This is a genomic window from Roseburia sp. AM23-20 (genome assembly GCF_003470905.1).
Lineage (GTDB): Bacteria > Bacillota > Clostridia > Lachnospirales > Lachnospiraceae > Roseburia > Roseburia rectibacter.
Map to the genome: position 1 here is coordinate 65,978 of NZ_QRHS01000016.1, position 20,084 is coordinate 86,061.

Below are 20,084 nucleotides of genomic sequence, written 5' to 3' on the forward strand. Positions count from 1 at the left end.
ATCAGCTTTGGAGTTAGTATGTGGAAAATATTGAGATTTATTCTTGTATCCTCTCATTTGCTTATGATTCCGGCAGCAGACAATATGCTATATCATAAATTTCCCGTGAAAAGTCCTGATGATTAATCAGTTATCACCTGATAGAATTTATACTTTTTTATCATTTTCTGCGCATCCAGTCTGCATACCAGAACACGATCTCTGCAATATGATGCAGATCGCCTTCTTTGCTGGTGGCTCTCCAGTTTTCTTTATAAGCCATAAACCAGCATTCTAACTTTTCTGCCAGTTCCAGACCTTTCTGCATATCAAAACTTCCCGTTTTTTCCCTGCTTTCTGTCAGGAGTCCTACGGCATTCCAAATACCGATCCCCTGCAATGTCACGGATAAAAGCTGCATCTGTTTTTTCGTTTCCGGCATCGCCCGCGTGCTCTCCAAAAGTTTTTTATATAAATCACGCAGGGCATCTGCTGCAGCATCTACGCCCGCCTGATCCACACCGCGGAACAGATCTTCGCCCTCTTCGAGTTCATGCTTTAAACACCGGTTCTCATAATACATAACAGCTTCTCTCCACTGAAATACCGACTGCCCGCAGATTTCTGCCAGATGGGAAACATAATTTCCGGTGATATCCCCGTACTCGATCCGGGAGATCATACGGTTTAACTCTGCAAATGGTATCTTCTCCCCATTCCAGGAAAATACAGCACCGTAGATCATCCCCGGAACAGAAAATGCCGGATCATTAACGTGTCCAAAATCTCCCCAGTCTGTGTTCAACACACCGATGCCATGATATTTTGCCGCATAACCGCACATTCTTGTAATATTTTTATAAGAATTTTCTATTAAGTTTGCCCACTGGTTCCAGCCGCATACACCCGGACACAGATACTGCACTGCACCCGTCTGTGCGATCGCCCTCGTCTCATCTTCCCTCTGTTCCGGTGCGTATCCCCAGTTCAGGCAGATCATGCTCTCCGGCAGTTCCTTCATCAGTTCCGGCGAATTCCAGATGATATCGCCCCAGAACATTGGGATTTTTCCATTTTCCACCAGAAATTGTGCAAGCTCTTTGACATAGTCAATATAAAGCCGATGGACGCCACGCTCTTCGGTAAGTTTTTTCGATTTATATTTGCCAAGGCAGAATGTCTCATCCGCACAGATATTAAATTTGTTGGAAGAAAACAACTGCATATATTCTGCGATCATCTTTTTGATCAGAGGAAGGGAACGCTCATCGGAGACATTGATCGTATGATACCGCATCCGGTTCCAGAAGGAAAACGGCTCCTTCCAGGAATCCTCCATCTCGCAGAGATCCCCATATGTTTTTGTGGAGAGCAGTGTGCACAGATGTCCAAAACTTGCCAGCGACGGAACCAGTTCAATATGACGTTCCCGGCAATAACTGTCAAGTTCGCGGATCTCCTCTGCCGTAAGCGGAGTCTGATCCCTCCACATTTCCGAAAAGTCACGGAACAGATAGGTATGTTCCACATAAAGCTGAAGCTGGTTTAATTTATAGCGGCACATCCTGTCTGCAATTTTTTTGAGTTCTTCCAGTTTTAACACACGTCCCCTTGTCTGGTCAAAATAATAACCACGGTTTGGCATATCCGGGGCATCCTGAATCTGTACACAGGGCAGTATCCCGCCACACTGCTGTACGATCTGGCAGAAGGTCTCCACACCATAAAGCACGCCAGCCCCGTCGCCGCCTGAAATCTGTCCGCCTTTTTCGTCGATCGTGATCTCATATGTCTGCTCTGGTAATGTTTTTGCGATCCCAAGAGAGAGATCCCCCTCCCTTACTTCCCCTACGGAAAACGGCAGGATAAGCCCCGTTTCCTGCCTGATCGCCTCCTGCAGTCTTTTTGCTGCATGCATCTCTGTCTCTGCCACCTCTTTTGTCATCACAATATGTGTGCTGTGGCAAAGCAGCATCTGTCCGTCCTGTTCTTTGATTGTTTTTGGCTTTGGTAATAAATACATAATTTTCTCCTCCTGCTGTCAGAATTTCTTCCTATTCTTCAAAAATTATTTTTCCACTATCCATTAAAAGTATTTTACTCTTATAAATCTTTGCACCACTCTCATTAAAATACCGGAATTTATCCGCATCCATAACGATTTCAAATGCCTTCTGACTTCCTTTTTCCACTTTTATTCTGGAAAATGCAACCAGTTCCCGCTCTCTTGGCACAAGCTCACCGGACAACACTTTCCGGTAGCATTGCAGCACTGCCGTATCATCTATATTTCCTTTATTCTTTACAATTCCTGAAATAATCCACACATCCTGCTGCTTTTTAAGACAGATATCCACATACTCCATGTGGGAATATCCCATTCCTTCCCCAAATGTATACAAAACTCCCTGTTCCATATCACAATAGTGCATTGCCGGATAGGACACCGTATGGTTATAGTACACCGGAAGCTGTCCGCAGTTTCGCGGAAGGGACACCGGCAGTCTGCCGGACGGTGCATATTTTCCAGACAACAACTCCGCGATTGCTTTTCCTCCCATCGGTCCCGGATAAAAAGCATATAACAGTGCATCTGAATCCTGCGCAATTTCAGGGATTGCATAAGGCCGCCCGGCAATGACTACGGAGATCACCGGTTTTTTCAGCGCACAGACAGCCGTAAACAGTTCGTTCTGGTTCCCGGGGAGCTGTAATCTGGCGGTATCCATGCCCTCCCCACAGTCCATCTCAAGTACTCCCTGTACTTTTGCCGCACCGTTTTCATCGAACAGCGCCCCTTTAAAACGACTCGATGATCCGCCTAATGCCAGCACGATAATATCCGCATTTTCCGCAAGAGAAACAGCCGTCCCGACCTCATGTCCATTATAACAGCGAACCCGGTCTGCACCAAATTCTTTTTCCATGCCGCTCTTTAACGTCTCATATCCTGCCCTGTCCATTGGAGGTGAATAATCACCGATCTGCCGGTAAATATCATCCGCATTTGGACCGATCAGAGCTATTTTTTCTGCTCTCCCAATCGGCAGTACATTTTCATTCTTCAACAACACTACCGACTCGCGCGCCAGTTTTTCCGACTCCTGATATGCCTCTGTCGGAAATGAAACAGCACCATTTTCGCTGTAAGAGGCGGTACGGTTCCCGTTTTCATCAATATAAGGTTTATCCATCAGTCCCTGCTCAAATTTCAAAGTGAGCACTCGAAGGACCGCCTGATCGAGTTCCTTTTCCGTGATAAATCCCTGTTTTAACGCCTCCTCTAACTTTGTATAACCTTCATCCCACAGACTGATATCCACACCTGCTTTCAGTGCAAGTGCTGCCGACCTGATATTATCCCCCGTCATAATGTCTAACTGGTCGATGGCGATGCCATCCGCCATCACGACCCCGTCAAACCCCAATTGTTCCCGCAGAATATCCTGCAGCAGATGTCTGTTGGCATGGCAGAATTTTCCATCGATCTCGTTGTATGCAGCCATAATGCCTTTTACGCCCGCCTCACAACATGCCTTCGCCGCCTGTAAATGGATCTCCCACAGTTCCCTCTCTCCGATCCTCGCTGCGCTGGCATTGACCCCTCCGGTCGTCTCCCCCTGTGCACAAAAGTGTTTTGCAACCACTGCAACGCCCTCTTTCTGGATTCCTGTTACGATCGCCCGCGCGAGCTCTGCCGATAAATATGGATCCTCCCCATAACACTCCTCACTGCGCCCCCATCTTGGGTCTCTTAAAATATCCAGTGCCGAAACCAGTGCAAAATCCACGCCCATCTGCTTTAACTGCCTGCCGCACACCTGCCCTGCCCGCTCATACAATGCCGGGTCAAACGATGCACCTACTGCCAGATTGACCGGGAGCAGATATCCGTCTAACGCCTGATGTCCATGTGGACATTCACTGCTCAGTAAAAATGGAATTCCAAGGCGGCTGTGTTCGATCACATATTTCTGTAACTGATTATATGCCTGCATGGAAAGTCCCCCGGCAAGCCCTGTCTCATAATTTTTTTCCGACCATGGATCTGCACGGTAAAGACCATAGATCGTGCCGATCCCGCCCCACTTTTTTACTTCATCCTTTAATTCCTGCGTAAAAATAATTTTTCCATCTTCTACATGGTAGATCCGAAAACCATATAAATGCTGGTTTAACTGTCCCACTTTTTCTGTTGCGGTCATCTGCGCAAGCAGCGCCTCTGCCCGCTTTCTGCTATCTCTCTCCATATCTGTCCTGTCATTTCTCCTTTATTTTTCGGCTGTATAATGCACTTGCAATAATTCCGAATGCAGACAAAATAAACACCATCTGTATGTTATCTACCGGAATGTTTAAAATCCTGATATCCTTTGCTAATGCCACAAATGTCGATCCGAGCATGGATGAAAAAAATCCTACAAACCCAACCATTGTTGAGCAGAAGCTGACATAGCTGACACGGTGTTCTAACGGTGCAAAGGCAAACTGCATCCGAAAAGTCGCAATATTGATGCCGCCCCAGGCAACCCCGCTCACAGCCTGTACGACCGGAAGCCAGTAGATACAGTTTTCTTTCGTCAGCAGTCCCCAGCCGATATATGCAACTCCCAGCATAAAAATGGACCCCAGCGTGACAAGCCTCCACGAATAACTGTCTGCTGCCTTCCCCCACAGATTTGCAGCCGCGATCCGCGCCACCGATGCAACCATATTCATGACGGTGATATAAAAATAGGACAGCCCCAGATTCTCTAACATATAAATAGAAAAAAACGGACTGGCAAAATTAGACGCCACACTCCACAGCAGGAAGAAAATCAATATATTGCGGTAATTCTGGTCTGTGAGCGGCATCTGTATTGCTTTCCTTATGTTCAGTGGCTCCACATGTTTCACATTTTCCGGTTCCCGGATCAGCGTGAGACAGGTAATGTCGACCACGCAGATACCGATACATAAAATGCCGATGATCCGGAATCCCAGAATCTCCTGATCCGCGAAACGGTAGGCATCTAAAATTTTACTTAAGATCAGGGAACCGCCTGTGGACGCAACTAAAGTCATTGAATCCTTCAGTCCGAGATATCTTCCCAACCGTTCTTTTTTCACCAGGCTGATCAGCCAGTTATTTGCCCCGGTGTTGATAAATGCCCCACAGAAATGTGCACAGGAATACAGCACCGCGATCACTGCCACCGAGATTCTCGCTCCTAACATCAATGTCGGAACAAACAGCATCATGAGCAGGCATAAGCGCTGGATGAGTGCAAACTCTACCGTGATCCGTTTGCTGCCTGCGCGGTTCTCATAGACGACAGAGGAAAAAATCTGGATGGTATTCATCAGCGTCGGCAGTGCAGCTATGATCCCGGTCAGTGCCGTCCCCGCACCCACAAGATAGGCAAGTCCCGATAAAAATGCGCCGGAAGTAACCGTAAAAATCTGTGTGGAAGCGCATCCATCGAGGATAAAAAGTGCCCTGCTGGTCCGATACTGTTTTTCCGTAATATGATCGGAACACTCAAAAATATGGCTTAATTTATTGGTCATAACGTAAATCTCCCTATAAAAAGAGAGGCATCCCACCGAACTCTCTTCGGAATCTGAATGCCTCTATATGATTTTAAACGAGTTTTACAGTAACAACTTCATACGGTTTCAGTTGTACACAAACCACTCCGTCTTTCAACTCTAATTCTGCTTCTTCCTCCTCGAGCAGATTGCAGACAAACGCTTTGTTGTAGTTCCCCTCAACTACAAGATTTGTCTTTGTGAGTGCATTTTCGCTCTCATACATACGGATAATGATGCCATGACCGGACTCTGCACACTTGATCGTCTCTAATACAACGTTGGACCTGTCCACAGATGCTTTTGACAACAGGCTTCCCGGCTTTCCTCCTGCCACTGCAATAGCCGGCTGGTTCAGGTCATATGCCTGCTCCACGGTCTTTGCTTCCTGCCATTTTTCCGCATGCGGATAGATTGCATAGGTAAAATAGTGCTCTTCCTGATCTGCCACCGGATTCGGTTCGATGCCGGATTTAATCAGTGTCAGTGCCATATCAGAATCCTTCACGGAATGTCCATATTTGCAGTCATTTAACATGCTGACTCCGTAGTGACCTTCCGAGAGATCGATCCATTTCTGTCCGCAGCTCTCAAAACGTGCTTTATCCCAGCTCGTATTGGTATGCACTTTGCGTGTCAGATTACCAAACTGTACATCAAATGTTGCTTCATCGGTATGTACATTGACCGGGAAATGTACCTTTAACAATGTCTGATGCTCTTTCCAGTCCACATAAGTCTCAAATTCGATCCTTCTGCTGTCTGCATAGAAATGGATCTTCTGGTGGATCACAGAATTGCTTTCTTTCCGCTCCATCTCTAACGTTGCACGCACCGGACCGCACTCTGTCCATTCCATAGAAATCACATCATTGACATCCCAGTACTTTTCGGTATAGTAAATATCCACATCCCAGTTATCAAAGCACATCGGCTTATCCTCGTACATGCGGAACTGATTGCCTTTTTTGCCATCCTGCAGTACTTCCCTGTCGTTTTCCTTATCGTAGATGCGGTCAAAACGTCCCTCCGCATCCAGATGGATCGTATAAAACGGTGTCTCAAGCGTATGGTCATCCACAAGGACAAACGGTGTTTTCTGCTCAATTTCACTGGATACAGCCGCAAATGTCTTATATCCTTTTGACGGCAGATGCTCTACATAGACCACTGCACCTTCTGCAGTCTTCTGTACCGGATAGATCACGCCCTCTGCATCCTTTAACGCTTCCGCATGGATCTCCCCAAGTTCTACGATATCACTGCGGTCGTGTCCGGTTGTATTGAAAATAGTGATGCCTTCGCCATCTCCCACGAGTGCATGGAGACGTTCCTCTTCCAGTGCTTTGATCTCTTTCTGAAGTGCAGCGTATTCTTCCTTTGTCACCTCATATACTTCATGGATCGCAGATCCAGGCAGAATATCATGGAACTGGTTGATCAGGACTTTTTTCCACATGCGGTCGAGTTCTTCTGCCGGATACGCAACCTGTGCCTGTGCTAAAACGGACAACAGTTCCAGATCCATCAGACCAAGTTCCGCCTTACGGTTGCTGCGTTTATTTCTCGCCATGGAGGTATAGGTTCCGCGATGGTACTCAAAGTAAAATTCACCTTCCCATACCGGCAGGCGTCTGTCGCCCTTCACACGCTCCTCAAGTTCTTCAAAATAGGTGCGTGAAAATTCCTGGCGTACTTTCGGAATCCCTTTGATTCCCTTTTCCATACGGATCGAGGTCTCGAGCATCTCTCTGGTCGGGCCGCCGCCGCCATCGCCGTAACCGTAGGAGACTAAGATATCGTTATTGATATCTTTATTCTGGTAACGCATCCATCCTCCCATGATCGCATCCGGGTGCAGCATGCCATTATAGGTCGTAAAGTAATCTTTGATCGGCTGGCTCACGCCAAGGGTCGTGATCAGGTGTGTCAGCACCTCTGTCCCGTCGATTCCACGCCACATCATCGTATCGTAAGGCACTTTATTGAACTGGTTCCATGCAAGCTTCGTCGTCATAAAATAATCAATTCCGCACTTTTTCATGATCTGCGGCAATGCCCCGGAGTAACCGAACACATCCGGCAGCCAGAGGATACGGTTGTCCACGCCAAATTCCTCTTTGAAAAAGCGTTTGCCATGCATAAACTGACGGACGAGGGATTCTCCCGATGTCAGGTTGCAGTCTGCCTCGACCCACATACCGCCTTCCGGCTCCCAGCGTTTCTCTTTGATGCGCTGTTTTGCTTTCTCGTACAATTCCGGATAACGCTCCTTTAAAAATGCATATAACTGCGGCTGGCTGGACATGAACTTATAATTTGGATATTCATCCATCAGCTTTAACACAGTTGCAAAGCTGCGTCCGACTTTTTCTCTTGTCTGTGCCACAGTCCACCACCACGCAACATCGATATGCGTATGTCCGATACAGGTTGCGATCACATCCTCATACCCTGCCATATCCTCATAAAGTGCTTTCTGGATATAAGCAGACGCTTCTCTCACACTCCGGTAAAAGTCTTCGGAATACGGGGTCCTTAAATCCAGCAGATTGATCGTCTCATTGAGCACATACTCAATATCCTTGCGGTTTTTATCATCTGCCTCCATGCGGGAAAACGCTGCAAGCGGAACCCACAGGTCATAATAGAGTTTTTCGATCTCTGCATCGATCTCCTCGATCTGTGTGCGGAGCGCAAATTCCTCATGCATGATCCCGGTATATGCCTGCAGATCGATGGTCAGTGTCTCTCCTGCCTTTCCGCTTCTTGTGATCAGGCACTCCCTGTGGTTCATATCGATACCCTGATAAACCTCCCCGTTCACAAACACGATAAACTGCGGATTTCTTCCGTCATCCCACTCGTCGATCTGTGAGGAAACGCGGATCCATATGCTTTTGCCATCCAGCTCCTCCGGAACGGTATAGGTCGTGCGGAACCAGTAATGACGGTCCTTTCCATACCAGTGCATGGTCTTGCAGTCAAAGTTTTCCCAGGCTGCCTCGTCTTTTAATGCATCCTCCGGGTGAATAAAGTTTCCTTCCTTGTACTCCCACTGTGTCAGTGGAAATACCTGTTTTACTTTTAATTTCTTAAGTTCGTTGCAAATTACACCGACTCTTTTGTCTAAGAAATCCATTCCGGCACCTCTCGCTCCTGTCTACTTTCTGATATAATCCAAAATTTCATCAACTGTTGTAAACGCCATTCCTGTCACCGTATCCGCGCATCCATAATAAATCGTGATTCTTCCCGTATCAGCATCTGCAAGTGCTGCACAAGGGAAAACAACATTCGGGACATCCCCGACACACTCATAATATTCATGCGGTGCTAAAATATATTCTTTTGAGCGCGCCAGCACTTTCCATGGCTGTTCTAAATCTAAAAGTGCTGCACCCATACGGTATACAAAACCATTGCAGGTTGTAATTACACCATGATAGATCAGAAGCCATCCCTCATCTGTCTTGATCGGAATCGGACCCGGTCCAACTTTGGTACACTGCCATGCAGATTCATCTCCTGGGATCGGGCTCATCACATGTCTGTGTCTGCCCCAGAACTCCATATCTTTACTGAAACTTACAAAAATATCGCCAAACGGTGTATGTCCGTTATCGCTTGGTCTGTTTAACATTGCATACATGCCATTTATTTTTTCCGGGAACAGAACACCGTTCCGGTTACACGGCACATAGGCATTTTCTAACTGCACAAACTTTTTAAAATCAAATGTATAGGCAACACCGATGGTTGGACCGTGGTATCCGTTGCACCATGTGATGTAATATCTGTCCTCGATAAAGCAGACTCTTGGATCGTAGCGGTACTCTCTTTTTAAGATCTCCTCATCCTCTCCCTCAAACTGGATTGGTGTATCCTCGATATCCCAATGGATACCATCTTTACTTCTTCCAACAAAAATATCCATGCTGATCGACCTGCTGTCACAGCGGAATACGCCTGCAAATCCGTCCTCAAACGGAACAACTGCACTATTAAACACACTGTTCGAAACTTTATTTCCATTTCTTCCAATGATTGGGTTTTCTGTGTAACGCCATACTGGCATCGTATACCCTTCCGGTTTTTCCTGCCATGGAATATTTGGCAATGACTTTCCAATTATTTTACTCATACCTGCTCCTTTGTAAAAGGGCTGATACATAAATTTCAATTCTTTTATTTTTATGTATCAGCCCTCTATCATCTCATTTTGGTTTTTTATTTCCTGCTGTATCTCTTTGCAAGATGTTAGTTTGCCGCGTCGATCTGAGCCTGTACTTTCTCAACGATATCATCAAATCCTGCTGCACGCATCTCACTCATCATTTCCGGGACAGCCGTTTCCGGATCAACTGCACCTGTGTTGATCTCACTCTTATATCTGTTGTAGATCTCTGTACAGTTTGCAAGTTCATCTTCAAACTCTGTTGTGTCAATAGAAACTGCGATAACCGGTGAAGCCTCTGCTTTTTCGTTCAACTCTTTTACTTCATCCCACTGATTCGTCTCCTGGTCAGCTAACAGACTTACATTGAAGAATGTTCCCTGGCTATAACCTGCCATCAGCCACTGCTTATCTGTTTTTTCAACTTTCTTGTCATCTGTATAGTTGAAGTTGTCGCCCTCAAGTCCATAATATAATGCATCTCTTACATAAGTATCAGAATTTACAAGGTTTAAGAATTTTAATGCTTCCTCTGGATGTTTGCTGTTTGCAGAGATACAGTTAATTGATCCCTGTACAGATCCTCTGGATACTACTGTCTTTCTCCACTGAACGGCTGTCGCATTGACACCCATGTTCGGTCCCCATGTAGTCTGTGCTGCCTGGCTCCATCCCTGTGCAATGTTAAATGCCTGATAAGTTGGAAGTTCACCTAACGTTGCAGCATCCTGATTAATGTAGCCTTTCTGGAACCATTCATGATATAACTTCAGGTCATTCATTACATCTTCCTGCTCATAGGTAGCTACAACCTTTTTGGATGAATCATCATATGCAACGCCGAGTGCCGGAAGTCCAAGTGCAAGATTATCATAAACGGTAGTAACAAACTGGCATGGCGCATCAGATGCACGGTAAGTTACCGGCTGATTGGTTTCTTTATAAATCGTATCAAATGCATCAGTCAACTGGTCGAGTTCTGTCAGATTGCTCACATCAAGTCCTAACTGGTCACACAGATCCTGATCCCATACAAAATACTGTGTTGTCGAACTGTCTTTATAAGTCGGGATACCATAAATCTTTCCATCTACACTCACTGCCTCCCAGTAGTCCTCCGGGATCAGGCTCTTGACATCCGGACAGTCTTTTTCAATCAGATCTGTGATATCATAATAAGCGCCCAGTCTCACATCACTCTCATATACCACATCATTTGAGAAAATGATATCGTAGTCCTCTCCCGTATTGATAATGGTACTTCTTCTCTTTTCCCAGTCGCCCCAGGAGATAATCTCCACATCGATATTTACACCGATCTTGTCTGCAAGATACTCATTAATGTGTTCCTGCCATGCATCATAGTTATCCGGCTGGCCTCCGCCGATCTGAATCCATTTTAATGTCACGATATCGTCAGAACTTTTTTCGTCTTTCGCGGTGCTGGAATCGGATGCACCAGATGAACTCGACGTATTGGATGTACCTGAATTTCCACATCCTGCTGCTGTTCCCACCAACATGCATCCAACAAGACCTGTTGCCATCATTCTTAAAACTCTTTTCTTCATACTTTACCCTCCATGTTTGAAATAAAATTATTTGTTCTGTTTCTTTATCTTCAGATGCTATCGCATCCGTTTCACCTGATCATCCTTTGACAGCTCCTACCGTAAGACCGGAAATAAAATATCTCTGGAAAAACGGATATACACATGCGATCGGAATAACTACAAGCACCGCGATCGCCATACGGATGGACTCTGTCGGCATTGAATTTTTATACTGCTGCAATGACAGTCCCGCACTCGGGTTATTTGCAATGTACTGGATATTCTGGATCATATTGTTCAGTAATGCCTGTAATGACGTCAGTTTCTTCTCGCTGACGTATAAGGAGGACTGGAACCAGTCATTCCAATATCCAAAACTTAAGAACAGTCCAATGGTTGCAAATACCGGTTTTGAAATTGGCACAATAATCTTCAAAAAGATCGTAAACTCGGAAGCCCCGTCAATCTTTGCTGATTCCACGATGGAATCCGGGATCGTCGATTTAAAAAACGTCTTGGCTATAATGATATTAAACGAGGACACAGCCAGCGGTAATATCAGGCACCAGACCGTATTCCTGAGGTTTAAAATATTGGCAACTACCACATAGTTTGCAACCATACCACCGTTAAAGATCATCGGTATAAATACGACCCAGGTAAAAAATCCTTTCAGTTTATACTCATTTCTCGATAAGACATATCCCATCATCGTAGTCAGTGCAAGTCCGATCAGTGTTCCTAATACCGTGACAAGAACCGATATCAGAAGGGCATTTCCAATACTTGCACGCTCATTCCACAGATAGGAATATGCGCTCAGTGAAAATGCTTTCGGGAAAAAGGAATATCCATGTGTCACAAGCTCGCTCTCTTTTGTAATGGAAATAATGAATACCAGGATCACCGGAGTGATACATGCAAGTCCAAGGATCAGGAATATCAGGTTAAAAATAATATTGGTTGCCGGTTTGATCCGGTTTAATTTGCTAACTTCTTCTTTTTGTTTTGTCATATCAACACCTCTTAAATGATCGCGCTGTCGCTGTCAATCTTTGAGACAATATAGTTTGCAAGTAAAATCGTAATGCAGCATGCGATCGACTGGAAGAATCCGGCTGCTGCTGTCTTTCCAATCGCAACATTTGTCTGCAGTGCATTGTAAATATAAGTATCAAATGTGGAAGCAACTTTATAAAGCGAGTTCGGGATGCCCTGTGTCACCTGATAGAACAAACCAAAATCGGAGTAGAAGATTTTTCCAACATTTAAAATAAACATCATGATCACGATCGGCTTAATAGACGGGATCGTAATATATCTTGCCTGCTGGAATTTTGTCGCTCCATCAATCACAGCCGCCTCGTACAGACTTCCATCAATTCCTGTAATACTTGCCAGATAAACGACCATGCTGTATCCGACTGTTTTCCAGAGATTCATGACAACTAAGATCAATGGCCAGTATTTTGGATTGGAATACCACTGGATGCTCTGCCCTCCAAAATGTGTAATGATCTGGTTTAAAATTCCTTTGTCTGGAGATAAAAATGCAAATACAAAATAACTTGCAACTACCCATGACATGAAATGTGGGAAAAACATAAGTGTCTGGTAAACTTTTGATTTAAACTTGCTGTAGATCTGGCTGATTATAATCGCAAGTGTAACCGGGATTACCAGTCCTAAAATAATAAATACGATATTATATAGAATGGTGTTCCGAAGCAGCATCGTAAATGCATTGGACTGTATAAAGAATTTGAAGTTATCAAACCCGCACCATTCACTGTGAAACAGGCTGTAAATAAATCCGTGTCCCGCTGACAGTTTGTAATTCTTAAATGCTATAATGATTCCAAACATTGGCAGGTAACTGAAGATGAGAAACCACACCGCTGTCGGCAGCGCAAGGATCGTCAGTTCTGTATCATCTTTCGTCCACCTTTTTTTCTTTATATTGGTCTTTTTCTTGCCAGCCATTTTATCATCTCCCTCGTTGTTATTGTGTTATCATTTGTTGCATTTATAAGTTATCATTTTTCACATGTATTGTCAATATAATATCCTGCTTTCTTGTTGCTTTTTCCGTTGTGCATAACATTTTATAGCTTTTTTTAGTTATTTTTTACAATATAATTGACTTTTTTGTTATCTTTTGTTAACATATTATTGTAATTATTTAGACGTTAATAATGTAAATTAAAGTTTACATTATTAGTTAACATTTTTAATATCTTTTGTTCATGCACGATATTTGTGATATGATAAGAACGATACCAGAAAAGAAAGGAATTTCTTATGTCGAAAGTAACGATGCAGGATATTGCAGACGCCCTTGGGACCTCCCGTGTTACCGTCTGGAAAACATTTAACCACCGTCCGGGTGTTTCTGATGAAATGAAGGAAAAAATCATAGCAAAAGCACACGAACTTGGATACGACAAACTTCCCTCTGAACCACATTTCACAGAGGTTCCAAAGGCAAAAACTGTTTCTTTGGTTGTTTCGCGCCCGGATTCCTCTATTTTTTGGACAAACATCATTCACCGTATGGCACAGGAACTTTCTTTATCCAACATCAATCTCATGTACACTTATGTTCCAACCTCATGCACTTCTGAATACGAACTGCCAGATGTGCTGAAAGATGATACCGTACAGGGAATCATTGTTTTAAACGTATATGATAAGCATCTTTTAACATTAATCAATGAACTTGAAATACCAAAAGTATTTTTAGATACCGTACCGGAGATCGAACTGAAAACGCTGACCGGAGATCTTTTATTAATTGAAGGGAAATACACAGAACAACAGATCGTAGATCATTTATTTGAAAAAGGCTGCAAACGTATCTCTTTCATCGGGGATATCAATTATGCGCAAACGAACACCGACCGGTATCTGGGCTTTTTGGAAAGTCTCAAAAAACATAACTTTCCGCTGATAGAAGATCTTTGTTTTACCGATTCGATCGGAATCGGGCATTATGGAGACTGTATTTTCAACTTTTTAGACAGTCTCGATCCAGATGTCGATGCGATTGTGTGTGTCAGTGATTATGTGGCACATTATGTGGAAATGTATTTAGAGGAAAACCCACATCATTTCCATAACGATATCCTGCTGACCGGCTTTGACTGCAGCAAAGAGTATACGAATGTGATCAACAGAGTTACCACCGTAAATGTAAAGAATAACCTTCTTGGGAAACGCCTTGCGATGCAGATCGAATTTCGCATGAATTACCCGGATGCCCCGCCGGAGACTTCCTATATCCGGTATGAGATCATCTATTCGGATATGTTGCTTCCATCTGGGCGCATGAATTGACAATAGATATCCGCCAGAAAAAACGTGGAGGTCGTAAAAGTGTAAAAATCGCCTTTGGTGATTCTTCATTGTGGCTATACTAAAAGCATAGCCACTTTTAATATTAGGAGATATATAAAGCAGAAACGACGGAAAATATAAGCCATCTGGATTAAATTCCAAATGGCTATTTTTTTACCCAGTTTCAGGGTAATGGATGTAGAAAAAAGGTAGCAGTCGAAGCCAACTATCCTCTCCATCCGATCGTACGTATCTCATGTTTTCCTAACACGATTTCATTCTCTTCTTTCTGTAACCGGTCTTTTTCTAACAGATCATAGGTAAAAATCTCAGGCTGTGAGACAGTCACCGTCGTCTCTTCATCTGAAAGGTTGCAGAAACGCAGAATGACATCCCCGGTAAGCATACTGTGTTTCAGTGCGGTCGGAACTGCCTGTAAATGTTTCTTTTCTACAAACCGGTATGTTTGTGGCAGGGTTCCCGTCTGTCTTTCCATTCCCGCGGTCTGCCAGTCTGTCTGGAACTGGTATGCCTCCTCGTAGGAATGATAAAGTTCCTCTCCCATGCCATGTGGGATGATCTCATATTCCGTGGTCTTTTCGCCCAGGCACTGTGCTTCCGGTGTTAAAAATACACCCCAGTCTCCCAGTTCACGTACACCACGGTGAAGTGTTACCGCAATCGTATTTTTTCCGTCACGCAAAATCTCATACTCTGCAAGACCTTTATTGGCGATAGTAAGTCCATATGCATCCTCATGCACATTGACAAAACACTGCTGATGCTGGGCATTGCACGGATTTTCCCATGTGTCTGCCGGTACGTTCGGGCGCTTTGCCACCTCAAACACAGAATCTGCGTAATGGAAATCTGTCTTTAATCCCGTCTCAAAAAGGACGCGCAGACGATGATCTTTGATCTGGTTATTGAAAGTGGTCTTTACTTTCAGTCCTTTTCCGTTCCTCTCTAAGGTATACTCTGCCACGATCTCAAATGGAACCAAATGACTGCCACGGGATGCCTTGCGATATTTAAACTCTACAAGATCCTCAATCTCTCCTGCCAGCGTTTTATCGGCTGCATCCGGGAGCATCATCGTATGTTTTACACGGATCACGGCCTGGCATGCATTATCTTCTGCCACCGTAATCTCTGCTTTCGTCCCTTTTGTAGTCACCGGTATGTCATTTACCGGGGCAAAGAAAATATATTCGTTTCCGATATCCCCGCAGTCCTCAAAGATACCAAGATCCTTGTATACATGACCTGTCTTTTTATCGGTCAGTTCCACAGAACCGTCCGGTTCAAAGTGTGCCTTTAAAAACTCATTTTCCATTGTATTCTCTGTAGTGATCAGTGAATTAGCCGTATTGATATCTTCTGCCTCTGCCAGCACATAAGTGTCCCATCCAAATGCCGGCACACCGGCTGCCTCCATGGTAATCTTTACGCGCTTTGCAATATATGGCTGGCGGAATTTATCTTTTGGCAGATCATAGTTAAAATGATTTGCAATTTCAGTGACAACCGCCGGGATCTCTCTCCCGTCTTTGTCAAGTACGCGGTATTCCGGGAGTTTCTTTTCATGCATGCGTGCTATCACTTCGGCTAACGGTGCCTCACTGAAATACATGCGATCGGTTTCTAACTCCATCTCCACAACACCTGTGCGGTCCCAGCCGGTCGTATTGACCACGACAAATGGAATGTTTCCTTCCTTCACTGCACTGGTATTGATCTTTCCTTTCAGATAGTCCATACACATGGAAATAATGTGCAGTGCCACCTGTTCTGTCTTTTCAAAACGGGTTATCATCTCACGATGTACATCATCCACGCTGCATCCGCAGATACTGTCGTGCGGATGATTCTGCATCAGAAGTTTCCATCCATAAGTAAACAGATCCTGCGGATATTCCATCCCCTCTTTTGCCGCAATCGCAGCGAGCGGTTCTGCCACTTTCTCAAACAGCATCTCACAGCGGACATTCCACTGTTTGATATAAATGCGGGAGGATGCTGTGTTCGCTAACGTATACCATCCATCCGTCTTCTGGCTGCGCAGTTCGCCCGTGATCATGTTCAGATCGTCCGGCAGTTCCTTTTTTATCTGCTCCACATAACCGGCGAAATCAGAATGTACGAAATCCACATCCGGGTACAGCGCATTTGCCGTGCGGATGGCAGCTGACAGATCCGTCTGTACCGGCTGATGATCACAGCCATTCATGAATAAAAGCTGGTCCGTACTGGCATAACGCACAGCATCTGCAAGTTTTTTATCCCAGTACACTTTTGACTTTTCTTCTTCCACCGGCACTTCTGCGCCGTTGTTGTACCAGTTTGCAAATAAAATGCCAAGCACCGCAGAACCGTCTGCTGACTGCCAGTTCATCTCAGAATAGGCAGACTCATAGGCGTCGGCCGTCTGATTATTAAATCCGGTCGGTTTTACACCTCTTCCGAATACTGCCGTGTCAATGCCCGCCTTCTTTAAAAGCTGCGGCGCCTGTCCCATATTTCCAAAGGAATCCGGGAAGTATCCGATCTTTGTCCACTTTCCGCCAAATTCCTGTGCAAGTTTATAACCCATCTGTAAGTTTCTGACATTCGACTCGCTGCTTGTCAGAAATTCATCCTGCAATACATACCATGGACCGATTGCAATCCTGCCATCCTCGATCAGCTTCTGCAGACGTGCACGGTTTTCGGGCCGTACCTGAAGATAATCTTCCAGCATGATGGTCTGTCCATCCAGATGAAAATATTTATATTCTTGATCTTTCTCCATAGTATCGATCAGTGTATCCATCATTTCAATATAAAGCATATGATGTTTTTCATATGGAAGATACCATTCTCTGTCCCAGTGTGTATGAGAAATAATATGCGCCTTTTTCATAGTGCTCTCCATTCCTGCCCATTTAGGACATTATAAAAATCTCTGCTTCTGCCTGTTTCCATTGATATCCCATATTTATGCACAGGCACAGATATCTTTTTAAATCAAAGGGTTACTTTCTGTCCGCAATAGTCCAGTACCAGTTCACAGAATACGGAATTTGCCCATGAAAACCACGGACGTGTAAATTCTTCCGGGTGATCCACATGAAATGACTCATGTACCAGATTGGTCTCCGCATCACAGTCTGCGATCATCTCAAGCATTTTTAATTTTTCCTCCTTGGAATCAGAGGTAAGTCCCTGCATTGCCAGTGCCATTGGCCAGATGAAACGCGTGTATGTGTGTGGGCTTCCGATTCCCTCCGCGCACTCTCCGCTGAAATAATATGGGTTCTGGTCACTTAAGATCACTTTTCTGGTGTTCTGGTATCTCTCATTTTTATTGTCGCAATAGCCATAGTATGGCATCGCAAGAAGGCTTGGCAGATTTGCATCATCCATTACAAGATACTGGCCGAAACCATCTACCTCATATGCGTAGTATTCCGTTTTCTGTGCCGGAAGGATAGCAAGTGTCTCGATCGCACTTCTCACTTCCTTTGAAAAAGCATCTGCCTCTTCTGCCAGTTTCTCATCATGGTAGATTTCACGGGCAATCTCTGCTATATTTCCAAGGATGACGGAAGCTAACATATTTGACGGGATCAGATATCCATATACACAGGCATCATCACTCGGACGGAACCCCGACCAGATCAGTCCGACGTTGCTTTTTACCAGAGCACCTTTTCCGTCCCTTGAGAGAGTATCGGTAAAACTGCAGTTTTCTCTTTCAAATGTATATGGGGAAGCATTTTCATGATCCTGTTCCGTTCGGAATACGCGGATCACGGCTTTTGCGGCTTCTAACCATTCTCCGGTAAACTGCTCCGTACATCCTGTATTCTTCCAGAGCAGATAGGAAAGCTGTACCGGATAGCATAAGGAATCGATCTCATATTTCCGTTCCCACAGCTCCGGTTTCATATCCGTCTTGTCATGATCCCAGCACTGTCCGTCGCCATTTTCATTAAATGCATTGGCATATGGATCTAAAAGAATGCACTGCATTTGTTTTTTGATCAGCCCGCATACCAGTTCCACAAGTTCCGGTTCTTCCTTTGCAAACAATAAAAACGGGCGGAGCTGACATGCCGAATCACGCAGCCACATAGCAGGAATATCCCCCGTGATCACAAATACTGTATCATTTTCTTTTATTTTAATCGTTGTCTGAAGCGTATTCGAAATGCACTTTTCAAACATGACCGCGATCTTGCTGTCTGCACCAAATTTTTCTTTTACAAGAGCAACCGTACGCTCGATCGCTGCATAATTCTCTTTTATTTTCATCTTAATCTCCCTTCTTGTACTGTCTTTTTCACACGAATCTCCTGCTTTATAGAATCCCCGATATCTGATAGGGAATTATAATATCCTCGTTCTGTTTCTTTCCGGTTGTAATTTCCTCCAAAAGTGTGACTGCCTGCTGTCCCATCGCAAATTCATTCTGCCGCACATGGATAAAATCATCCTGCTCATAGATCTCATCAATGCCATCAAATACAGCAATCTTTTTTGAAATCCCATGCTCTTTTAAATATTTCGAAAAAAGCACCCCGATCCGGTATTCAGCGGCAATATATGCCGTACATTCCCTGTTTTTTTCCAGGATCTCTGCAATCTGCGCATAATCAAATTCCCGGCATTCTTTTTCAATATCCTCTGGAATGTGGTTATATTTTTCAAGTTTTGCAAATGTCCCATTGGCGTCTTCATATTTGAGCATACAATGGGCAAATCCTTCGTAGCGCTCATGGATCGTTGTCGTCGTAACGGACGCATGCGTCAGAAAACAGATTTTTTTATGCCCCATTGCGATAAGTATTTTGGTAACTTCGTTCGCCGCTTCATAATTATCTGTTCTGACACACGGGATTGAAATGCCCTGCATCCTCCGGTCCATAAGCACCAGCGGATACCCGTTCAGTGCCAGTTCTAACACCTTACTGTTATAATTATCCCCCTGTGCGCAAAGAAGCAGAATACCTTTTACTCCCGCACGGATTGCTGCGTCGATCGCCTGTTTTTCCTTTTCGATACTTCCATAAGTACACTTAAACAAAAGATCTGACTGTCTCCTGTCACATTCGCTCTCAATCCCCTGCAAAAGCCGTGTGCCAAAATCGCTTCCAAACCCATCGAATATTACACCGATCCGCTGATTGGCAGTCCCCCGGCTCTCCTTTTTCATCTCCACAGCAGCAGCCGGACTGCACACAAAAGAACCTCTTCCCGGCTCTCTGCTGATCTTTTTTTCCTTTGCCAGCATATCCATCGCCTTTTTCGCTGTAATACGGCTTACCCCATAAAGCTCTGCTGACTCTTTCTCCGATGGCAGCCGGTCTCCCGGCTGGTAATCTCCATTCTGTATTTTTGCAAGCAGATCCGCATAGATCCGCTCATACATAATTGTTTTTCCCATTGCCGCCTCCGTTAATCTTTCTGTGACACTGCGCACC

At 44.6% G+C, this 20,084-nt stretch carries 12 protein-coding genes; 1 reads left to right on the forward strand and 11 read right to left on the reverse strand.

Annotation, left to right across the window (positions count from 1 at the left end; translation table 11 throughout):
* Positions 1-160: 160 nt before the first annotated feature.
* The 8 genes from DW650_RS12715 to DW650_RS12750 form a co-directional block, all read right to left on the reverse strand.
* Positions 161-2,002 (reverse strand): glycoside hydrolase family 20 zincin-like fold domain-containing protein, encoded by a 1,842-nt coding sequence (locus DW650_RS12715; RefSeq protein WP_118210120.1) that lies wholly within the window; start codon positions 2,000-2,002, stop codon positions 161-163.
* Positions 2,003-2,033: 31 nt separating this feature from the next.
* Positions 2,034-4,229, reverse strand: coding sequence for a glycoside hydrolase family 3 protein (locus DW650_RS12720; RefSeq protein ID WP_117921183.1), 2,196 nt, complete (start codon positions 4,227-4,229; stop codon positions 2,034-2,036).
* Positions 4,230-4,239: 10 nt separating this feature from the next.
* Positions 4,240-5,532, reverse strand: coding sequence for an MFS transporter (locus DW650_RS12725; RefSeq protein ID WP_006856876.1), 1,293 nt, complete (start codon positions 5,530-5,532; stop codon positions 4,240-4,242).
* Positions 5,533-5,605: 73 nt separating this feature from the next.
* Positions 5,606-8,695 (reverse strand): alpha-mannosidase, encoded by a 3,090-nt coding sequence (locus DW650_RS12730; RefSeq protein ID WP_118210121.1) that lies wholly within the window; start codon positions 8,693-8,695, stop codon positions 5,606-5,608.
* Between the two features lie 21 nt (positions 8,696-8,716).
* A complete protein-coding gene (locus DW650_RS12735; protein WP_117921180.1) occupies positions 8,717-9,697 on the reverse strand; it encodes a glycoside hydrolase family 130 protein in 981 nt (326 codons plus the stop codon).
* Positions 9,698-9,813: 116 nt separating this feature from the next.
* Positions 9,814-11,301 (reverse strand): ABC transporter substrate-binding protein, encoded by a 1,488-nt coding sequence (locus DW650_RS12740; protein ID WP_118210122.1) that lies wholly within the window; start codon positions 11,299-11,301, stop codon positions 9,814-9,816.
* Between the two features lie 79 nt (positions 11,302-11,380).
* On the reverse strand, positions 11,381-12,298 hold the full coding sequence (locus DW650_RS12745) for a carbohydrate ABC transporter permease (RefSeq protein ID WP_117921178.1): 918 nt from the start codon (positions 12,296-12,298) through the stop codon (positions 11,381-11,383).
* Positions 12,299-12,309: 11 nt separating this feature from the next.
* The gene (locus DW650_RS12750) at positions 12,310-13,266 is read right to left on the reverse strand and encodes an ABC transporter permease (protein WP_117921177.1); all 957 of its coding nucleotides are present in this window, start codon (positions 13,264-13,266) and stop codon (positions 12,310-12,312) included.
* Positions 13,267-13,584: 318 nt separating this feature from the next.
* On the opposite strand from DW650_RS12750, the gene DW650_RS12755 reads away from it, so the two are divergent.
* Positions 13,585-14,619 (forward strand): LacI family DNA-binding transcriptional regulator, encoded by a 1,035-nt coding sequence (locus DW650_RS12755; RefSeq protein WP_117921176.1) that lies wholly within the window; start codon positions 13,585-13,587, stop codon positions 14,617-14,619.
* Between the two features lie 226 nt (positions 14,620-14,845).
* Here DW650_RS12755 and DW650_RS12760 read toward each other — a convergent pair whose 3' ends face one another.
* The 3 genes from DW650_RS12760 to DW650_RS12770 form a co-directional block, all read right to left on the reverse strand.
* A complete protein-coding gene (locus tag DW650_RS12760; protein ID WP_118210123.1) occupies positions 14,846-17,521 on the reverse strand; it encodes an alpha-mannosidase in 2,676 nt (891 codons plus the stop codon).
* Positions 17,522-17,625: 104 nt separating this feature from the next.
* Positions 17,626-18,915 carry a glycoside hydrolase family 125 protein gene (locus tag DW650_RS12765; protein ID WP_022112290.1) on the reverse strand — a complete coding sequence of 430 codons (1,290 nt, stop codon included), beginning with the start codon at positions 18,913-18,915 and terminating at the stop codon, positions 17,626-17,628.
* A gap of 46 nt (positions 18,916-18,961) precedes the next feature.
* Entirely contained in the window at positions 18,962-20,047 is a 1,086-nt protein-coding gene (locus tag DW650_RS12770) for a GntR family transcriptional regulator (protein ID WP_044998942.1), read from the reverse strand.
* Positions 20,048-20,084: the final 37 nt, after the last annotated feature.

Bases quoted from the DNA above. Each gene is read 5' to 3' on its own strand.
- DW650_RS12720 (WP_117921183.1), bottom strand. From the start codon at position 4,229: ATGGAGAGAGATAGCAGAAAGCGGGCAGAGGCGCTGCTTGCGCAGATG.
- DW650_RS12725 (WP_006856876.1), bottom strand. From the start codon at position 5,532: ATGACCAATAAATTAAGCCATATTTTTGAGTGTTCCGATCATATTACG.
- DW650_RS12735 (WP_117921180.1), bottom strand. From the start codon at position 9,697: ATGAGTAAAATAATTGGAAAGTCATTGCCAAATATTCCATGGCAGGAA.
- DW650_RS12765 (WP_022112290.1), bottom strand. From the start codon at position 18,915: ATGAAAATAAAAGAGAATTATGCAGCGATCGAGCGTACGGTTGCTCTT.
- DW650_RS12730 (WP_118210121.1), bottom strand. From the start codon at position 8,695: ATGGATTTCTTAGACAAAAGAGTCGGTGTAATTTGCAACGAACTTAAG.
- DW650_RS12760 (WP_118210123.1), bottom strand. From the start codon at position 17,521: ATGAAAAAGGCGCATATTATTTCTCATACACACTGGGACAGAGAATGG.
- DW650_RS12715 (WP_118210120.1), bottom strand. From the start codon at position 2,002: ATGTATTTATTACCAAAGCCAAAAACAATCAAAGAACAGGACGGACAG.
- DW650_RS12745 (WP_117921178.1), bottom strand. From the start codon at position 12,298: ATGACAAAACAAAAAGAAGAAGTTAGCAAATTAAACCGGATCAAACCG.
- DW650_RS12740 (WP_118210122.1), bottom strand. From the start codon at position 11,301: ATGAAGAAAAGAGTTTTAAGAATGATGGCAACAGGTCTTGTTGGATGC.
- DW650_RS12770 (WP_044998942.1), bottom strand. From the start codon at position 20,047: ATGGGAAAAACAATTATGTATGAGCGGATCTATGCGGATCTGCTTGCA.
- DW650_RS12755 (WP_117921176.1), top strand. From the start codon at position 13,585: ATGTCGAAAGTAACGATGCAGGATATTGCAGACGCCCTTGGGACCTCC.
- DW650_RS12750 (WP_117921177.1), bottom strand. From the start codon at position 13,266: ATGGCTGGCAAGAAAAAGACCAATATAAAGAAAAAAAGGTGGACGAAA.